This window comes from Psychrobacter sp. AOP31-B2-9 (assembly GCF_052378005.1).
Lineage (GTDB): Bacteria > Pseudomonadota > Gammaproteobacteria > Pseudomonadales > Moraxellaceae > Psychrobacter.
This window is the reverse complement of the sequence record NZ_JBQSXG010000008.1, coordinates 1-19,569: the sequence shown is the minus strand read 5'-3', so window position 1 is coordinate 19,569 and position 19,569 is coordinate 1. Positions and strand designations below refer to the sequence as shown.

Here is a 19,569-nt window from a genome sequence, read left to right as displayed (position 1 = left end):
TTAGCTCGCAAGGACAGGACTATTTTTCGACCTTTTATAGTTAAAAATAAAGGCTTAGAATGAACTAAACCTCTATTTTCAACATTGTACTACCCAAAAAATAGTCACTGTCACTGCCGTGGTGATATGTTTAACATATCATAACTGTTTATTATCCAAGACGGTTGCTGGTGCTTGGTCGAATGATATGTAACAGTATCAACACATGTACTAGCAATAGTACGCTAAACAAAATCAGAGACTGCTCAGGAATACTCAATCCTATGAATGTCCAGTCAACAGAAGCGCATTCGCCAGAACCTGCGAAAACTTCTTTGAACACTTGTAGAATTGGTAAGGTGTCTAGCCAATAATCGAGACCAGGACCGCAGGAAGGCACTTGATCGGCAGGTAAGTGCTGTAGCCATACATGACGCGCGGCTACTGCCGTAGACCAGCCTATTCCAGCCACACTACCAAGCCACAATAGCAGTCTGATTATTTTAGATTTTGGATTAAACAGTGCTGACATTAGGGCAAAAATACCCATAATAATCAAGCCAATACGTTGGAAAATACAAAGTGGACAAGGGGAAAACCCTAAATAGCGCTGTAAAAAGAACAGCGCAAAACTCATTCCTACTATGCTCATTATTACTAAAAATACTTGCAAGTTACGGTAAGTGGTTAGCTTTAGCATCGGGCAGTTACTCTTATAAATTAGTCATCTACAGACATTAAATACTGATCAGAACATGGTTATAAATATCTAATTATCAAAATTAGCGATATTGTTGCAAAAACTCCATAAAATCTTCTGTTTCTGCTTTTTCGATATCTGCTTGTTGGAGTATCGATTTTTCTGCCAGTACTTCGTATTTGGCTTGGGTATTTGGACTGAGCGTTTGCTGTAATAAAGACTTACGATGCTGCTGTGCTAAGGTGAAACCAAGCCGCCATAAGCTACCCAAACGCTGACTATCAGAGTTTACTTGTGCAGAGATGGTTGCCTCAGAATGTCCAGCTTTACCTTGCATCAGGGCAACAGCAGTACGGTAGTCGTTGCCACCATAATGCGCGTCAAGTAGTGCAGCAAGTGGTTGCATGCGCTCTAGATGTGTCAGCATCCAGCTCTCAAGTAATTGCTCCTCACCATTATTGATAATATGTAGATTATCGCGACGACCTTCGTTTACCACGCGCTCAAGATTAATCGCGAGTGTTTCTTCTTCTTCAGGTAGCAAGTCAGGTGAGTCGCTAAGTAGGCAGTAGAGCGCCATTACTTCTAAGAAACAAGCACTAGATAAACGGATACCGACATCACTATAAGGATCCAAATCAATGGCGCGGAATTCAACGTAAGCGATACCACGACGCTCAAGCGCTTCAGTCGGTGTTTCGCCGCTCATTGCTATTTGTTTTGGTCGGATAGGGCTGTAGTATTCATTTTCTATTTGTAAGATATGGTTATTGATTTGAATAGGATTGCCATCCGCATCATCTAAGCCAAGCTTAGCAAAGCTTTCATGTGGTGTCTGAATCGCACGGCGTAGTCCAGCGACATATTCTGGCAAGTAGTTGTAACGAATATCGAGTTGCTCTTGCACGCTATTGGTATAACCAAGTTTACCCATACGCAGGCTGGTGGCAGCAGGTTTATAATAAGTAGAACTGTTCATCTGCTCTAAATCATGCTTACGATTGGCCAAAAAGCAAGGACAGACGCTTGGACTAGCACCCAATAAATACAGTACAAGACTGGTTAGTCGTTTGAAATTACGAATAAGTCCCAAGTACTTTTCATTTTTAAACTCTGCCAACGTTTGGCTTTGCGCAGTAGGTGTTTTTGCTTGCCAGTCTTCAAACAGTCCGTCACCAAAAGACAAGTTATAATGCAAACCTGCGATGGTTTGCATGCGGCGACCATAACGAATACCCAGACCACTACGATATAGCGTTTTAAGTTTGCCAGTGTTAGAGCTGCCATAATCGGCTAGTGGAATATCTTCATCATTTGAGGACAGCATACATGGCATAGACAATGGCCACATCAGCTCACCTTCTGGCATGGCTTGATACACCAGTACGTGCAGTTGACGCAACATGTTAAGGGTTTCTTTTGGAGAGGCTTTTGGATCGGTAATCAGCTCAAGTAGGCTTTCTGAATAATCTGTGGTGATAAAAGGGTGTGTAAGTTTTGATCCGAGTTTGGTCGGATGCGGTGTTTGAGCCAAGTAGCCATCAGGTTTGACACGCAGTCCTTCTTTTTCGATACCACGGAGCATGCCTGTTAAATGCTTGCTATCAAACCAGTTAGGAATTTCAAAGTTAACAAAGCTACTCACAAAATTAGTCATAATAGTCATCTATTGTTATTCATTATGGTGGTTCAAAACACGACTAGCGCTTGACCATAAAAGAGGTAGATATTGGGTTAAGAGTTTCGTCAGTTTAGCTCAAAGCAGCTTTTAAAACCACGGATAGTTACAAATACGACAAGCTTTACAATGGCTTGTCTGCCTGAATATTAGAGGATATTTAGACCGTATTATTTGTAAGCAGTCTTTGATTAAAGCCCTCTGCAAATAAAAAAATATCTACCTAGCAGATAGAGGTTTTTGATATACAGCGTTCAGTTATTGAGCATCGCTGTAGCCAACAACTTGGGTATTTAGATCAAGAGTTATGTGTGCGGTTAACTCAAATAGAAAAGGATGAACCACAGCCACAAGTGGTGGTAGCATTTGGGTTGGTCACGACAAAGCGCGCACCTTCTAAGCCTTCGGTATAATCAACGGTAGAGCCCTGTAGGTATTGATAGCTAAGTGAGTCGACGACTAAGGTCACATCCCCATTGTCAAAGTTGGCATCGTCTTCATTTAGCTCATTGGCAAAGTTAAAGCCATAAGAAAAACCTGAACAGCCACCGCCAGTGACATAGACACGCAGCATAAGGTTGTTATCACCTTCTTCTTCACGTAAGCGACGTACTTTTTGTGCAGCACTGTCAGTTAGGCTTAATACGGTTGGATCTACTGGTTGGCTGGCGCTTGGACTAAATTGATTGGCTGATTCGTTCATATCTACCTCAGTTGCTAGGATCAAATGCTATCGTCGTCCTGTTTGGGTTTGCAATTAAATGGTTGCAAATAAAGATACGTACGGCGTTTGATTCAATTGGGTGCTGTCATTATGGCAAGGCTGTTAACACATTATAAATACAATATTGGTGCCGTCAAAATGGTTGAGCATATAGTTGGTACTTACTTTATAGCAGTATATCATAATGGGGATAGTGATTCGTTTGTCAAGAGTGATGTCACTCACTGAATTTAATGCATCAGAATTGGCTTTTAATGAATGAATAAATACTTAGTTTTGAAATAGTTATTTAATTGTTTGCCTATGGAGCAAGCGTTTGAAATAATAGCCGGCAGTTAACATGCCAGATGTGTGTTTTTCTTATTGCCTTATATTTTATATTACTGTTGAGATGAAGAAATTATATGATCGAATTTAAAGACGTTGGTGTTCGCCGTGATGGTCGTGAATTGTTTGCCGGTGCAAGCTTTCAGCTACATCCGGGTCACAAAGTTGGCTTAACAGGCAATAATGGCACTGGCAAATCCACCTTGTTTGCTTTATTACTGACGCAAATGGGTACGGGCGATACCGAAGTCACTCTTGATAGGGGCGAAGTAAGTATTCCTGATAGCTGGCATGTGGCACACATGGCACAGGAAGTGGGCGCAACCAAGCAGACAGCGGTTGACTATGTATTAAGTGGCGATGAACAGTGGTATGAGATTAATGCCGCGTTAAATGATTTGAGCAGTGTCAGTGATGAGCAGATTGGCATATTGCATCAGCAATTTGATGAAATTGATGGCTATCGCACACCGACCAAAGCCGCTCAAATTATGGCGGGACTGGGTTTTAATACTAGCCAGCATGAGCTACCAGTAGAAGGTTTCTCAGGTGGCTGGCGCATGCGTCTAAACCTTGCCAAAACATTGATGAGCCGCGCTGATTTAATGTTACTTGATGAGCCAACCAACCATTTGGATTTGGATGCGATTCTTTGGCTAGAGACTTGGATCAATGCATATATGGGTCTGGTGATTGTCATCTCGCATGATCAGGCATTCTTGGATGCGACGGTTGGTCATATCCTTCATGTAGAACAACAAAAAATCACGCTCTACACAGGTAACTACCAGCAGTTCATTCGTACGCGTCATGAGCGTATGGCACAGCAGCAGCAAGCGTTTGAGAAGCAAGAAGCGACTAAGGCACATTTGGATGACTTTATTCGTCGTTTCCGTGCGAAAGCCAGTAAGGCCAAGCAAGCTCAGAGTCGTATTAAGCAGCTTGAGCGTATGGCGGAGCTGTCACCAATGATGGCAGAAAACCCTTTCTCCTTCCGTTTTTATGAGCCAGCAAATATGAGCTCACCGCTGATTGAGCTGACGAAAGCAGACATTGGTTATAGCGACGTACCACTGCTGCACAATGCCAATGTGCAGGTGACTCCCGATACGCGTCTGGGTTTACTCGGTATGAATGGTGCAGGTAAATCAACACTGATTAAGGCATTGGTTGGCGAGCTTGGCATATTAACAGGCACGTATCGAGTATCTGATACGCTGAAATTAGGCTATTTTAACCAGCATCAAATGGACATCTTAGACGCAAAGGCCACACCGATAGAGATGATGCGTCGCCTAGCGGGTAAGACTTCGGATGCGATACTACGTTCATTTTTGGGCAGTTTTGATTTCCGTGGTGATCGTATTGATACCCCTAGTGAGCTGTTTTCTGGTGGTGAGCGTGCGCGTTTGACATTGGCCTTGATTGTTTGGCAGCGCCCAAACGTTCTCGTGCTTGATGAGCCAACCAACCATTTAGACTTACAAATGCGTCAAGCATTGACCATCGCACTACAAGGTTTTGAAGGCGCAGTGGTATTGGTCTCGCATGATCGTGAACTGATTGCTAACGTTTGTGATGAGCTGTACTTGGTACATGACGGTATTATCGAAGAGTTTGATGGTGATATCGGAGACTATGGTAAATGGCTCGCCGAAAAGCGTAAGCAGGAAAACGCACAAGATAAAAACACAGGTAAGAAAAAAAGTAAAAAAGAGAGTAAAAGGTTTGTTTCACGTGAAACAACTGATAGTCAAGTAGGCAATAAAGCGTCTACTGCACCATCAAAGAATAAAAATGCTGAGCCTGCACTTAGCAAAGATGCCCAGCGTAAACAGGCTGCTGAACAACGCAAGCTAACCGCTCCGATACGCCGTGATATTGAGAGTACAGAAAAATCATTGGCTAAAATTGATAAGCAGCTAGCGGTACTTGAAGAAAAGTTGGCGGATACAACATTGTATGAAGAAAGCCGGAAGTCAGATTTGCTTGTTCTGCTCAATGAGCAAACAGCACTACAACAGCAACATAGTGATAATGAAGAAAAATTATTATTATCGATGACGACGTTAGAGGAAATGGAAGCTGGCCTTGAGTAGATGATGTGGCTTAGTAGATATTGTTTGTTAAGCTATTTTTAGCTGATAACGATATTTGTAAAGGTAGTTATAAAAAAGGGAGGGCAATCGCCCTCCCTTTTTATTACATTATTCCTTACGGTACTTACCATCACCATAAGATAATATTTCCATTGTCGTTGTACACAACTGACAGTTTATTTGACCAGCAGCGGCTTTTGATAAATCAAGAATACGACCTCGAATAAAAGGCCCTCTATCTGTAATTTTTACAATAACACTCTGCTTTGTCTTTTGGTTAGTTACTTGGACTTTGGTGCCGAACGGTAACGTGCGATGTGCAGCAGTTAATGAGTTCATGTCGAAGATACTGCCACTAGCGGTACGTTTACCGTGAAATTTGCTGCCGTAATAACTGGTATTGCCAGCAAAAACAGTGGTACTAAGTAGTAGTGACAAAGTGATAACCAAAGACCTGATTAAATAAGACATTTAATACCTTTAAGCAATTTATAAAATAGACAGGTACTCTTGCCTATGTTATCCGTACTCCCTATGAGTATGAATAATATAGATATTTTACAATAAATAGCTTGCCACGTCCTTACCATTTTGTAAAAAACCACGAGTTCAGTCTATTTTATAATATGTTTCAGGTTATAGTCAGCTCAAAATAAAATTGTTATGGTTAGGGCAAACATCATAAAACAATTTGGATAAGTCGTTTTCCATCCAGCCTTGGCGTAGAAACTTCACTTGTGCCCATTTCTTTTCAATAGGGTTCAAGTCTGGGCTGTACGGCGGCAACCAAAGAATACGATGACCATGTCTGTTGAGTAGCTTTTGGATACGTCTACTTTTATGAAACCGAGCGTTATCCATGACAATCACACATTTGGTTTTAAGACTTGGGATGAGGGTTTGTTTGCACCAGTTGTAGAATATGCTGCTGTTGATGTTGTACTTAAAGTAATCAAGTGCAAACAGCATCTTCTCATAAAGAGCAGCAATGACATTGGTTCGCTTTTTACCTTGCCAGTTGTAGCGATCAATACAAGGCTTACCAATAGGCGCGTAACCATGAGAACGAATGGTTTCAGCCTCAAAGCCGCTTTCGTCCATATAAACGATGGGATAGCTTTGCTGCCTAAAGCTATCAAGCTTTCCCTGATACACCGCTCTTTTTATTGGGCAAGCTTTTGGATGCTCTAATGTCTTTTTTTTGACTGATGCCTAGGCGCTTTAGGGCATGATGAATGCCTGTTTTACTACAGTTTAAACGACGTGCTCGCTCATACTGATAATCATCAGGATGTTCTTTGACATCATTGAGTAGCACGTCATCTGGTATTTTATAGGGTTTGGTTTGCCTGGTTGTTTTACTATGAACACGTCTCTTCCAGTTTTGTATGGTGGTTGGGCTGAGGTTATAGAATTTAGCTGCCTCGGCAAAGGTCATACCCTCGTCTAAGCTTTTTAGTACTTGTTTGCGGAAATCTAGTGAGTAAGTCATGGTCTTTATAATAACAATTGAATTTGTTAATTATTTTATAACATTTTTAGGTGGAATTGACTATACTAATATAAGTGATTTTCATTTACTGCTCTTGCATTAAAAATAAATAAGGTTTGTTTGCTTTAAAGCTGCAACAAAAGCCAATTCTGCCTTCTAAGAAAATATTCATAATATAAAAAGCCTCTATTATATTTAAATAGACAAGTATAATGAGATAAAAGGTTTCATGTTATTGGATATAAGTTAATATCATTAATATAAGAAAAAAATCTTGCTATATTCTTACTATTTTGTAAAATACCAAAGGTTGAACATTGTTTTAGATTTTTTAGAAACACTCATAGTTTTCGATTGTATGGTGAGAAAATCTATCTTTTATTGTCTTGTGAGGAAATTTTATGTTGAAGAAAATTGCGTTTGCTTCAGTTGTCGCTGCAATGATTCCATTTAGCACAGCGAATGCTGATCTTGGTTCTAATTTTAAGACAGCAGATACCGGTCGTACCATCGAGCAGATTTATAAGCAGTGCGGTATTGGCGGCGCTTTATTTGGTAATTCAAGCCCTATTCTTGCTATTATCTCTAACGTAACTTGGGATTTAGGCACCACGGCTGCTACTTCTGACTCTATGTCTCCTAACACTTGCCAAGGTGGTAATGTTAGGGCCGCTGTTTTGATCAAAGAAGCCTTTCCAAGTGTTGAAAAAGACTTAGCTTCAGGCCAAGGTGCTCATTTGTCTGCACTACAGAACGTTGCTAACTGTGATTCAGCTGCGAGCGTACGTGCACAATATGGTCAATATGCTCAGACTTCTGCGTATCGTACCGCTACACAAGATCAAAATGCAGAAACGCTATTTAATATCGTTCAGCAAAACTGCGCTATCTAAATATTGAAAATGTCAGTTATTAAGCAATTCGTTTAATGCTGAAGCTTTTAATGATTTAATGATAAAAAACACGTAAACCTAGTGCTTACGTGTTTTTTATTGCTTATGTATTTATGGTGTCTAGATAACATGCAAAAAGTATTTTTATGGTTGGCTTGTTTTTCGGCATCTACTGCTTATGCAGTAGGAGTTGATGAGTTGAGTATGGTCGATTCAAGCGGTTATAGGCCTAAGCTCGCATCGGTGGATCAGAGCAAACAAACCGACTCTAGTGAGGATGGTGTTATTGAGGCAGCCACGGCTGATAACGATGCTTATCGCAGGGCTGACAGCGAAATGGATAGCTTGCCAGATAATGGACGCAGTATAGAAGCGACCCATGAAGCGTCATTTTCGGAGCCAAAACAAGACGTCAATAAAGACGTAACGATTGACCCCATAAAACTACAATCCCTGTCCCAGCATCGACAGTGGCAACATTTATTATTTTATAAAGATGGTAAAGCAGAAGTTATCTCACCAGGATTTTATTTGACCAACCCAAAGCCACGCTCAAAAAAGGATGTTGATCCTTATGCGGAGCTGATGGCAACGATAGAAAGCATTGATGATGAAAAGGTCGTTTGTAAATATCCGGCCAGATATTTATGGCTTACTCACCACCTACCTGAATTGCATGTCAATCTTAACGAGTGCGCCCAATTGCCAGATCCCAATCAAGAAATAAGCTTGATTTTAGTCAGTAATTATCTAAAAAACCCCGCTTCTTCCTTTGGTCATGTATTGGTAAAAACCAGCCTACCAGCAGGTGCCAAAAACGAGAACGCCAAAAACAAGAACACTAATGAAGTCAGAGAGCTATCGAGTGAGGATTTGCTTAATAGTTCTTATAACTTTGGTGCTAGCATTCCAGCAAATGAAAATGGCGCCATGTACGCTATCAAAGGGCTTTTTGGGCTTTATGATGCTGGATTTTCGGAGACAGAGTTTTTTAAGCAAGACGCAGTGTATTCTAAAAATGAACAGCGAGATATGTGGGAGTATGTACTTAACCTTGAATCGTATGAAACCCAATTATTGAACTATCATTTATATGAAGCAAAATCTGCTCGGTTTGATTATTACTTTATTAAGCAAAACTGTGGCTATCGTTCAGGTGAGATACTTGAGCTGATCAGCGATGTCAAAACAACGGAACGCATAGGCCCTTGGTATGCACCAGACTATGTGTTTGATCAGCTGCTGGAGCATGAAGATGGTGCCGAGTCATTAGTATCTTCGATACGTTATTTGCCCTCTGAACAAACGCAACTGCGTGAGAAGTTTGTACAACTACCTAAGCCTATACAAGATGTTATCAATACCGTAATTCGTACAGAAAATATCGAACTGCTTGCCAATTTGAATGATGAGGATAAGGCACTTGCACTTGATTTTTTGATTTTGCATCGTACATATACAATATCACAGGACGATACGCCACAGCAGCAAGCTTTTAAAAGTGAGTTGCTCAGTCAGCGTTTTAGACTACCAGTGAGTGATGGTTTGGCTCAATTGACTGTACCAAATAAAGCGTCACCAGCATTGAGTAATAAAACCACGCAAACCAAAGTCGCTTTATCTGATGAGATGACAGAAATCGGTTTATCATTATTTGTGAAAGACCCACTCAACGCCTATACAGATATTGATAAGCGTTTTGAAGCTGTACAGCTTTCATTGGGCTATAACTTTGATTCGCGTCAATTGACGTTGACGGATTTTGTGTTTTTGGACATGCAGCAGATTGAAGATCTTAGGCAGCCGCTATCAGGCGAGCCTAAACTGTCTTGGCAGCTAAAAACAGGCGCTCGTACAGATGTTTTTACTGGCAACCGTCACAGTCCTTATGCTCAAGCGGGCGTTGGTGCAGGTGCTAAATTTGGCAAGCATATACTGGGCTACAGTATGGTCAATGCGACTGTCCATGATCAAGACAAGCATGCCGATATCGGTATTGAGGTAGGTGTGCGTGCAAAACGTGATAGACAAAGTGCTGAGCTGTCTTATACCGCCTCAAAACGAGAAGGGCGCGCTAGTATGGATTTTACCAAATTGACATTACGTCAACAGTTATCAAAGAATGACGATGCTCGAATTGTGGTGACATACTCTGACACAGTTACGGCTGATAATAATGCTATATTAGATGATAGAGGTAAATTAAATGCTGCTATAGCCTGGCATCATTATTGGTAATATTTATCTAACCATTTTTATTTTGGTTGCTACTATAATTAAAGTATAGCGACAACCTTTTATATCGCAGTCACACAAATTTCCATACCGTATCGTTGAAAATGGGCATACCAATCTTATCAACATACTTTTATTTTGAGGAAAAATAACATGGCAGAGAAAACCTACTATGACATTTTAGGGGTCAAAAAAGACGCCTCAGACGCCGATATCAAAAAAAAATACCGTAAGCTTGTTCGTCAATATCACCCTGATGTTAGCGATCATCCAGATGCTGATAATAAGATTGCGGAGATTAACAATGCTTACGAAACCATCCGAGATAAAGACAAGCGTGCAGAATATGATGCCATGCTAGACAATCCTTTTGCGGGTCAAGCTGGCGCTGGTGGCTTTGGTGGTCAGTCGGCAGGGGCTGGACAGGGTGGATTCCGTTGGGAAGACATCAAAGATCAGTTTGGTGACGGCGAAGCTTATGGCGATGGTGGTTTTCGCTTCGATGATATTTTTTCTGCATTTGGTCGTGGCGCGAGCGGACAATCACAGCGTGGTGGCTTTGGGTCACAAGATAGCAAAGGTCAAGATCAGCATGCAGAGATTACGGTCGATTTGGCATCAGTTTATAACGGTGACGATTATAGTATCAAATTAAACGTTCCGGTTCGTCAGGCCAATGGCAGCGTGGACTATGACAATAAGACGCTCAAAATTAAAATTCCGAAAGGTATTACTGATGGCAAGCAGATTCGCCTAGCAGGACAAGGTGCGGCTGGTATAGGTGGTGGCAAAAACGGCGATTTATTTTTAAAAGTAAAAATCCGTCATGCAGATAATATTCGTGTTGAAGGTGCTGACGTCTATCAGACCGTCAATATCGCTCCATGGGAGGCGGCATTGGGTGAAAAAATCAATGTCAGTACGCCAGCAGGAAAGCTTGGTGTTTCTATCCCCAAAAACAGTAAATCTGGTAGTAATTTGCGTCTCAAAGGCAAGGGTATTCCTGCCAAGAAAGCAGGTGATTTGTATTTGACCTTAAATATTGTCAATCCTGATATCAGTAGTGAAGCGGCAACCAATGCTTATGAGCAATTAAAGCAGGCCTTTGCTGATGTCCATATTGACCGTTAACTCAACTCCTTGATAGCAGTCATTTATCACCGCAATAGAGATGCATACGATAACGATGAAATAGAAAGAAAACGAGGATAATAGTTATGAAACACTCGCCTGAATTTACCGATATCATCATGAGCTTGGATGAGCTAGTATCTGCCTGTGGCCAAGAGCGCCAATGGGTCATCGAGTTGATGGAAGAAAATATCATTGAGTATGATGTGCCAGAGCGTGAGCAGTTTACTGGCTATCAGCTGACAACCGTGCGCCGTGCCTCACGCCTTAGCCGTGATTTTGAAGCCAGCGTCCCAGCGATTGGTTTGATACTGGAGCTGTTAGATGAGGTGGAACAGTTACGCCAACTAAAACGTCAATTAGACTTACAAACGCCAGTGATAGAAGTGGACATTGATCACATAAAGTAAATAATTTGGTAAATGAAGACACGCCCTAAGAAATAGCCAATAAAAAAGGGCCTCAATAATAAATTGGGCCCTTTATTGTTTTTAGTTTCTCTATTTATAGCGTTTAATCTTCTACAAATTAACGAGAATACGTCGGATCAGCGGCTGCGGTGAATAGTACGTCAGTTGACGAGTTCAGCGCTGTTTCTGCCGAGTCTTGTATCACACCAATGATAAAGCCAATCGCTACCACTTGCATGGCAATTTCGTTTGGAATGTTAAATAGGCTAGCGGCAAGTGGGATCAAGAGCAATGAACCACCAGCGACACCAGAGGCTCCACAAGCACTGATGGTTGCGACCAGACTCAGTAGTAGTGCTGACGCAAAGCTCACTTCGATACCCAAAGTGTGTGCCGCTGCAAGCGTTAAGACGTTAATTGTAATCGCCGCACCTGCCATATTGATAGTGGCACCTAGCGGTATCGTCACAGAATAAGTGTCTTCATGCAGACCCAGTTTGCGAGCAAGGTTCATGTTTACAGGAATATTAGCCGCTGAGCTACGAGTGAAGAAAGCCGTAATACCTGATTCACGCAAGCATCTAAACACGAGCGGATAAGGGTTTTTGCCCGTTTTGACCAACACGATAATTGGGTTGGCGACTAACGCGATAAATAGCATACAACCGATGAGAACCATCAGGATACGTGCATAACCTGCCAAAGAAGCAAAGCCTGTTTCAGCGACAGTATTTGCGACCAAACCTAATATACCAAAGGGTGCTAAAGCAATGACCCATTTGACCACTTGCGAGATCGCATCAGAAAAATCACTGACTACGGTGCGCGCAGTATCACTGGCTTGACGTAGTGCAAAGCCGATGATGATGGCCCATGCTAGAATACCAATATAATTGGCCTCAGCGATGGCATTGATAGGGTTAGCCACCAAATTCATTAATAAGTTAGTCAATACGGCTTCTAAGTTGGCGGGTGGTACTTGCTCAATCGTCGCATTTATCAACACTAAGTTAGTCGGGAATAAAAAACTAGCACCTACCGCAGTCAATGCAGCCAAAAAAGTGCCGAACATATACATAATAAGTACTGGTTTGACATAAACCTTGTTACCGCTACGGTGTTGACTGATAGCAGCCATGACCAAGACAAATACCAGTATAGGCGCAACGGCTTTTAACGCACCTACAAACAGCGTGCCCAATAATCCTAATGCAATGCCGATGTCTGGTGCTTGCCAACCAATCAACACCCCTAAAATCAAACCAATGATAATGAGCGGAACCAGCCCTATACGTTGGTACATCGCAATCAATGAACGCATCTATACACCCTCGATTTAGTCAATATGGTCAAAGCATTTATAAATGGCTACAGCATGATCCTTACTTAAAATACGCAGTATATGCAGGGGTGCTTTGTCGCCATTTTGAAATAATTCGACTGTAAATAAGACGTTTGTAATAAGAACAGAAAAATAACCGAAGGATGGTAGCATTTTTTTGGATAAGCGCCTACCTCTACCCCGTATCCGCATAAGCTGATAGGGCTACCGAAAAGTGCCCAATATGAGAAAGGTAGGATAGTGTTGTATCGTGAGAAATGAAAAAGAGAGGCTGATTACACTTTAAAGTGGGTCAGCTCATAGCCTAGTTGTTGGTAAGCTTTATACTTGTTGCGACCTTCTTGAACACTTAGCGCATCAGGTTTTATCAGCTCAAGGACTCGAGTTGGTTGGGCATTACTGGTCACTGCCATAAAGCTGTTTACAGGATGTATCGTGGTATTGAGTACGATACCTTTGAAATCGGCTGGCATATGATTGCCAAGTAGGACAGGTGCTAGTGACTGGTTACCAGTGTTGATAGTATTGGGAATGGTGTCAGCAGTAGTATCCACATCAGTATTTTTAGAAGCATCTACAAGGCGTTGATGCGGTATAAAACTCGTAGAATCTTGTGCCCATAGCGCCTCATCAAGCGATGACAGTAACGCTTCATCTTCGATCAGAATAAGCAGCGACTGAGTGCTTTTGTTAAGCGCCGTTTGGGTCAGTTGACAAATAAAGCCCAAGATTTCTTGGGCTTTATTTTCACTTAGAACATAAAAGCTAATTTTCATAAATTGACTGTCGTTGATTGGCTGTCATTAATCGATTATGCCATATCCGCGCTATTTTTTAGATATTGCATAAATAATGGTACTGGGCGACCAGTGGCAGCTTTGTCTTTGCCTGAGTTCCATGCCGTGCCAGCGATGTCTAAATGCGCCCATGCTTGACCTTCTTCGATGAAGCGAGATAAGAAGCAAGCAGCAGTGACGGCACCAGCAGCTCTACCACCGATGTTTTGTAAGTCTGCGATAGGTGATTCGAGCTGTGCTTGATACTCATCATCTAACGGCATATGCCAAACAAGGTCACCTGATAAGTTACTGGCGTTTTCTAGCTCAAACAATACGTCTTCGTTATTACTAAAGACTGCTGAGCGTACATGACCAAGTGCAACCACACAAGCGCCAGTTAAGGTAGCAACATCAATGATGGCTTTTGGCTGATAGCGCTGTACATAGCATAGGGTATCTGCCAGTACTAAGCGACCTTCAGCATCTGTATTCAAAATCTCGACTGATAGACCGTTCATGGCTTTGACGATATCGCCTGGACGAGTTGCATCACCTGAAGGCATGTTTTCAGCACAGGCTAACGCACCAACGACATTGATCGGTAGACGTGCTTCACATAACGCCTTGATAGTACCTAGTACTGAGGCTGAACCACCCATATCAAACTTCATCTCATCCATGGCTGCACCAGGTTTGATAGAGATACCGCCTGAGTCAAACGTGACGCCTTTACCGACCAATACGATAGGAGCGTCATCATTTGCAGTTGATAAGTCAGTGCTAGTTGTATTAGTATTTTTAGCAGACTTTTTAGTTGGTAGTTTATCAGCCAATGCTTTTAGACCACCGCTGACTTTGGCACTGCTAGTCGCGGCTTTAGTGGAGCCAGCATCGCTACTGAAGTCAGACTTACCGCGGTATTCCATGAGTACGAGTTTGCCTTCTTTGGTAGAGCCTTGGGCAACAGACAAAAAGCAGCCCATACCCAATTCTGACATCTCATCTTCACCTAATACCTTCACTGTTAATAGGTCAGGATAGGCTACTGCAAGCTCTTGGGCTTTTTCTGCCATATAAGCTGGGAAGCAGATGTTACCTGGTTCATTGGCTACATCGCGAGTCAGACTCTGACCTGCAAACACTGATTGTGCAAATGCTAGCGCAGGCTGTAATGCAGCATCAGCCACGAGATAGATGTCCGTCAGTATCGTTGAAGCTTGTTCAGATTTGTATTTGTCAAAGCGGTAGCTTGCTGCCAATAGGTTGAGAGCAAATTGACCAAACTGGCTTTCTTCTAAGGCATCGCTCAACGCAACAGTGATAGAAGACACACGCTTTTGCGTGCTACTATAAATGGTATTAGCAATTTTTTTCAAGACAGTGTTATTAAGCTTATCGGTATTACCTACACCGACTAATAATAGTTGTACAGGGTTTTGCTTGGTGGTTTTTTTGTCGCCTGCCAATGCGTAATCGACTACAGTTTCACCAGCCTTACCATTAAAATGTGACACATCAATCAGTTGCTCAATACGTGAGGTGTAATCGGTCAGAACAGATTCGGCAAAGATGTTTTTGTTATCATCGATTAAAACAACCAGACACGCTTCATCTTTACTCTTCGCTTCTTTTTTTAGAATTTTTTGCGTATGAGTTTTTGGTAGGTGCTGAGACAATTTAATATTCATATCGTTATCCTTATTAGAGTTATAAAACGAGTGTCGTAACAGTGAGTCAATATGGATGACTCTATTTATTAACGACAGCTTTCAAGGTTAGAGCAACTTACTAGATCAAGGCCTCAAACATAAGAAACATCACACGTGACAAGGCATCACTCATCTTATAGTGGTGAATCCTGCACCGAGAGTGATGACGTTATCGTTCATGTGTATTAAATATATCCTAACTATCTAAAGTGGTTGGCTAAAGCAGTTGGGGTCTTCGGCTATAGTTGTAGTGTAGCATATCAGGTAATGATTGCGCTGTCGGCAAGGGTTAGGTAAAGATTTCGTATATATTTGCTGCACGATCTTGCTATACATCTTTAGAGCCTGTCGCCTATTCAGTAAGGCATGCGTAATGTTTTCAAACACATTTCACCGCCATTCTTAGGCAAAACATGCTAGCATTAGCGGTCATCTTGATCACCAATATTTATAAGGTATTGCTAATAAGTGATACTGCTATCTTTATATCTGTTTAAGACTTGGGCTGAACGGCATTGTTTCTATACTGCTTAGTGCTGTGATTGAATGTTTAACATGCTACAACTATGGAGCATAAAATTGTCATTATTTTGTCCATAATTATGCGACGAATGATTAAGAATACCAACCCTTTTTAAGAGTACCTATTGTGATATTACGCCGCTATATGACCCAACAAGTCGCTTCAACCACTGCTCTAGTATTAGGGTTTTTAGTGGTGATGATGCTAGGTGGTCGTTTGATACGCTACTTTGGTATTGCCGCAGAAGGTAATCTTGATATCAGCTTATTATTTACCATCATTGGTTATAATTTGCCGTACTTCTTAGAGTTAATTCTGCCTTTAGCATTTTTTATCGCATTGATGCTCGTATTTGGGCGCCTGTATGTCGATCAAGAAATGGCTGTTATCAATGCCAGTGGTGTCTCGCGTGGTAAACTTGCTCGTTTGATTACGCCCCTGATATTGGCCTTGTTTGTCGGTGAAGCTGCATTGTCCATTGTCGGAAAACCGTGGGGGGTGCGTTCATCAGAAGCTGTTTGGCAACAGCAAGCTGTGACTAGCGCATTTGATTTGATACGTCCAAATGAATTTATCAGTAGTGGCAATTATCATTTGTATGTGGGCAGCTTAAGTGATGATAAAAAACAATTACAAAATGTGATCCTCATTCAGTCTGAACCTGAAGAAAAGGGCAGTGCTGCTGACAAAGAGGCTATCAATGCTGGTAATACCATTGACCCAGAAACAGCAGAGTCATTGGGTATACCAGAGCTACCAGCCGCTGTTATAAACTCTAATATCAGCAAAGATACTATCACGCTCGCCACTCGTGCGGAACAAGTAGATACGGGTGATAGCGGTGTAACCCAGTTGGATTTGTTCCAAGGTCGTCGCTATGAAGTTGGAGCAGGTAGTCTGAAATACAATCAGGTGGGCTTTGATCGCTACCGTATCACTTTGACTGAGTCATCAGAAGAAGTCGTCACCGAAAACAACATTGAAACGCAAGCAATAGGACCATTATGGCAGGCGGCTACTGGCGGTGCACAAGTAAGTAATACCAATACGCTACGTGCAGCACAAGGTGAGCTTGGATATCGTTTTGCTTTACCATGGCTGATGATTATCGCGCCTATGCTGGCCGTACCGCTCGCACAAGTACGCCCTCGTCAAGGTCGTTGGTTACGCTTATTTCCCTCTATTTTATTATTTGTCAGCTGCGCGTTGGGTATTATTTCACTAAAAAATGCAGTAAGCAAAGGCAGTGTGAGTGTGTGGGCTTATGCGTGGTTGGTTCTTGGATTCATGGTACTAGCACTTTATATGAATTGGGGAAGTCGCGTACAGCATCGACTGCGTTTTCGTAAACAACAAAATGCGCCATTAACGGTTATCGATAGTCAAAGCACTGGCTCACAAGGAGGACAGCCTTAATGAGCGCTTTATTCTCTAAGTTGGTTAAAAAGCCTGCCAACCTAAAAGTTCTTAGCCGTTATGTCAAACGTAATGCATTTTTTGCGATTGTCGGAGCGGTCTTAGGTCTGTGGGCGTTGCAGTTGGTTTTTTCTTATTTGTCAGAGCTTGACTCACTAGACGACAGTTATACGATGGGGCAGGCAATTAAGTATATTTTTTATCGCTCACCTTATTTTTTAGAGCAGTTTACGCCAACAGGAGCATTGCTTGGTGCGGTTGTAGGCTTAGGCTTACTCGCTAACAAAAGCGAGCTGGTGGTGATGCGTGCTGCTGGAGTGAGCGTATATCGCATTGTCGGTTGGGTGTTACAGCCTGCCATGATTTTTGTGTTGCTTGCTTTGGCGATTAACCAGTTCGTCTTACCATACTCTAATCAGTTGGCAAAAGAGATCAATGATGCCGATAGCCGCGCATTGGTCACATCGGTACGTGGTTATTGGACTGTGCAGCCACGCTTTGAAAATGCTGCTGATGGTAGTACCATGTCGGATGGCAGTGATGTGTTATATATTGATTATGCTGATGTTCAAGGCAACATCGGTGAGGTCAAACGCTGGCATTTGGATAATAATGGTAGCTTACAAACGGCCATCTATGCAGAAAATGGGCAGTATATTGGTCGTGAACCAGTCGATATGACCATTGATGCACCAAGTGAGCAGTATCGCTATGAGTGGCAGCTGAATAATATGACCAAACTGAATATCGGTCAGGGGTTTGATAGCAGTCAAGCCATCTCACCCTCTGATACATTGAGCCTACCGTTTGCTCCTGAGTCTGTGTATTTGCTCACTCGCAAGGCGGAGGACTTGTCATTGACTCAGCTATATGAGCATCGCCAGTTTATGAGTCAACAGGGTCAGCGCTCTTTGAATCATGAGCTGGCGTTTTGGCAAAAGCTATTATCACCATTTTCTATTTTGTCATTGGTGATTGTCGCCTGTTCATTTGTTTTTGGCTCACTGCGTACGCATAGTTTGGGCTTGCGTATCGTGGTAGCGCTATTGTTTGGTTTGCTGTTTAGTTATATGCAAGATTTGGTTGGCTTTATCTCGCTCGCTACTGGAGTGTCGCCGCTACTCATGGTGCTATTACCCATCATCGGTAGTGCGGCATTGGGTGGATATCTGCTCAAACGGCAGATGTAGCCAGATATCATTTACCATAAAGAAGCCCGCTAAAACACTATGTTTTAGCGGGCTTCTTATTTTTATCACTTTCAAAAATTTATACCATTCACAAAAATTAGAGTAGCAAGGAAAAAGAGCGCAAGTACTACGCATTGTAAGCTAAGCGATTTTGACACAGCTAATCGTATTTTTGGCGGTTGGTATTAGTCTTTGGTTGCCATGGTAATGGTGTACGTCTTACCTTGCTTGATCTTATCGCTATTGCCAAATACTTCGGTAAATGAGCGCTTCACAAACTGACGTAGGCCGTTGATAGTAACCACATAAAAGCGACCACCCGTACGCATACGCTCATAAGCATCAAGGAAGTATAAATAATGCTGCTCTTTGCCCACTTTGGCTGGCAAGTTTGACATCACCAGGCTAAAGTCTTTGTCTTTTGCCACTTGATTAAAGCCGTTTGATAAATGCACATCGACATTGGTTAGACCGTTTTTTTCACAGTTACGGCATGCGTATTCTACCGCCATAAAGTCTTTATCGATCAGCGTATGTTGACCATTCGGACATTCACGTGCTGCCGTCATACCAAGTACGCCATAACCACAGCCCAAATCAATTGAATCATCGTCAGCTTCAAAATCCACATAATCAAGCAGCATCAAGCTACCGTCATCGAGCTTTTGCGGTGAAAAAATACCCCACGTGGTCGAAAAATCAAACGGCTTGCCCAATACGTCTTGGCGAAAGTTAATATCTTCGCGCCAGTGTTCGGCATTTTTTAATAGGTCAGCAGGTGGCTTATGATTTAGTGGGTGGCTCATAGGATTCTCGGATAATGGGTAAATAAAAGGCGGTGGTTGCTCAGTTATACAGCGTGCACATCATACGCGTATTGTAGCGAGAAAAGAGGTAGTTTGCAGCTATCTATTGTGGAATTGTATTGTGGGAAGTCGTTAT

17 protein-coding genes are annotated in these 19,569 nt (G+C 42.1%); 7 read left to right on the top strand and 10 right to left on the bottom strand.

The annotated features are described in order from the left end of the window. Nucleotides 1–151: 151 nt before the first annotated feature. The 3 genes from ACT3SX_RS02040 to erpA form a co-directional block, all read right to left on the bottom strand. Nucleotides 152–679 (bottom strand): disulfide bond formation protein B, encoded by a 528-nt coding sequence (locus ACT3SX_RS02040; RefSeq protein WP_192518501.1) that lies wholly within the window; start codon nt 677–679, stop codon nt 152–154. Between the two features lie 82 nt (nt 680–761). Beyond that, a complete protein-coding gene (gene gshA, locus ACT3SX_RS02035; RefSeq protein ID WP_192518502.1) occupies nt 762–2,336 on the bottom strand; it encodes a glutamate--cysteine ligase in 1,575 nt (524 codons plus the stop codon). A 343-nt stretch (nt 2,337–2,679) separates the two neighbouring features. Continuing rightward, nucleotides 2,680–3,060 carry an iron-sulfur cluster insertion protein ErpA gene (erpA, locus tag ACT3SX_RS02030; RefSeq protein ID WP_192518503.1) on the bottom strand — a complete coding sequence of 127 codons (381 nt, stop codon included), beginning with the start codon at nt 3,058–3,060 and terminating at the stop codon, nt 2,680–2,682. A 425-nt stretch (nt 3,061–3,485) separates the two neighbouring features. Here erpA and ACT3SX_RS02025 point away from each other — a divergent pair, with 425 nt between their 5' ends. Further along, on the top strand, nt 3,486–5,507 hold the full coding sequence (locus tag ACT3SX_RS02025) for an ATP-binding cassette domain-containing protein (protein ID WP_192518504.1): 2,022 nt from the start codon (nt 3,486–3,488) through the stop codon (nt 5,505–5,507). 108 nt (nt 5,508–5,615) lie between these two features. Here ACT3SX_RS02025 and ACT3SX_RS02020 read toward each other — a convergent pair whose 3' ends face one another. From ACT3SX_RS02020 to ACT3SX_RS02010, 3 genes are all read right to left on the bottom strand, one after another. Further along, nucleotides 5,616–5,978, bottom strand: a complete 363-nt coding sequence (locus tag ACT3SX_RS02020) for a septal ring lytic transglycosylase RlpA family protein (RefSeq protein WP_192518505.1) — start codon at nt 5,976–5,978, stop codon at nt 5,616–5,618. A gap of 171 nt (nt 5,979–6,149) precedes the next feature. Continuing rightward, a complete protein-coding gene (locus ACT3SX_RS02015) occupies nt 6,150–6,662 on the bottom strand; it encodes an IS630 family transposase (protein ID WP_318779510.1) in 513 nt (170 codons plus the stop codon). Next, nucleotides 6,643–6,999 (bottom strand): IS630 transposase-related protein, encoded by a 357-nt coding sequence (locus ACT3SX_RS02010; protein ID WP_105244989.1) that lies wholly within the window; start codon nt 6,997–6,999, stop codon nt 6,643–6,645. Before ACT3SX_RS02010 ends, ACT3SX_RS02015 begins: the two co-directional genes overlap by 20 nt. A 401-nt stretch (nt 7,000–7,400) precedes the next feature. Here ACT3SX_RS02010 and ACT3SX_RS02005 point away from each other — a divergent pair, with 401 nt between their 5' ends. From ACT3SX_RS02005 to ACT3SX_RS01990, 4 genes are all read left to right on the top strand, one after another. After that, complete coding sequence (locus ACT3SX_RS02005) at nt 7,401–7,892, top strand: DUF3015 family protein (protein ID WP_192518507.1); 492 nt, start codon at nt 7,401–7,403, stop codon at nt 7,890–7,892. A gap of 129 nt (nt 7,893–8,021) precedes the next feature. After that, complete coding sequence (locus tag ACT3SX_RS02000) at nt 8,022–10,130, top strand: lipoprotein N-acyltransferase Lnb domain-containing protein (RefSeq protein ID WP_192518508.1); 2,109 nt, start codon at nt 8,022–8,024, stop codon at nt 10,128–10,130. 150 nt (nt 10,131–10,280) lie between these two features. Continuing rightward, complete coding sequence (locus tag ACT3SX_RS01995; protein ID WP_192518509.1) at nt 10,281–11,258, top strand: DnaJ C-terminal domain-containing protein; 978 nt, start codon at nt 10,281–10,283, stop codon at nt 11,256–11,258. A gap of 86 nt (nt 11,259–11,344) precedes the next feature. Continuing rightward, complete coding sequence (locus tag ACT3SX_RS01990; protein ID WP_192518510.1) at nt 11,345–11,668, top strand: chaperone modulator CbpM; 324 nt, start codon at nt 11,345–11,347, stop codon at nt 11,666–11,668. A 118-nt stretch (nt 11,669–11,786) separates the two neighbouring features. On the opposite strand, the gene sstT is transcribed toward ACT3SX_RS01990, so the two are convergent. From sstT to ACT3SX_RS01975, 3 genes are all read right to left on the bottom strand, one after another. Continuing rightward, the gene (sstT, locus tag ACT3SX_RS01985; RefSeq protein ID WP_192518511.1) at nt 11,787–12,989 is read right to left on the bottom strand and encodes a serine/threonine transporter SstT; all 1,203 of its coding nucleotides are present in this window, start codon (nt 12,987–12,989) and stop codon (nt 11,787–11,789) included. 296 nt (nt 12,990–13,285) lie between these two features. Next, entirely contained in the window at nt 13,286–13,786 is a 501-nt protein-coding gene (locus ACT3SX_RS01980) for a DNA polymerase III subunit chi (protein WP_192518512.1), read from the bottom strand. Nucleotides 13,787–13,821: 35 nt separating this feature from the next. After that, nucleotides 13,822–15,477 (bottom strand): leucyl aminopeptidase, encoded by a 1,656-nt coding sequence (locus tag ACT3SX_RS01975; RefSeq protein WP_192518513.1) that lies wholly within the window; start codon nt 15,475–15,477, stop codon nt 13,822–13,824. A 688-nt stretch (nt 15,478–16,165) separates the two neighbouring features. On the opposite strand from ACT3SX_RS01975, the gene ACT3SX_RS01970 reads away from it, so the two are divergent. Both ACT3SX_RS01970 and lptG read left to right on the top strand, forming a co-directional pair. Further along, nucleotides 16,166–17,437: an LPS export ABC transporter permease LptF gene (locus ACT3SX_RS01970; RefSeq protein ID WP_192518514.1), complete on the top strand. Its 1,272-nt coding sequence runs from the start codon at nt 16,166–16,168 to the stop codon at nt 17,435–17,437. Beyond that, nucleotides 17,437–18,627 (top strand): LPS export ABC transporter permease LptG, encoded by a 1,191-nt coding sequence (gene lptG / locus ACT3SX_RS01965; RefSeq protein ID WP_192518515.1) that lies wholly within the window; start codon nt 17,437–17,439, stop codon nt 18,625–18,627. Before ACT3SX_RS01970 ends, lptG begins: the two co-directional genes overlap by 1 nt. A gap of 185 nt (nt 18,628–18,812) precedes the next feature. On the opposite strand, the gene ACT3SX_RS01960 is transcribed toward lptG, so the two are convergent. After that, nucleotides 18,813–19,433 (bottom strand): class I SAM-dependent methyltransferase, encoded by a 621-nt coding sequence (locus tag ACT3SX_RS01960; protein ID WP_192518516.1) that lies wholly within the window; start codon nt 19,431–19,433, stop codon nt 18,813–18,815. Between the last annotated feature and the right edge of the window lie 136 nt (nt 19,434–19,569).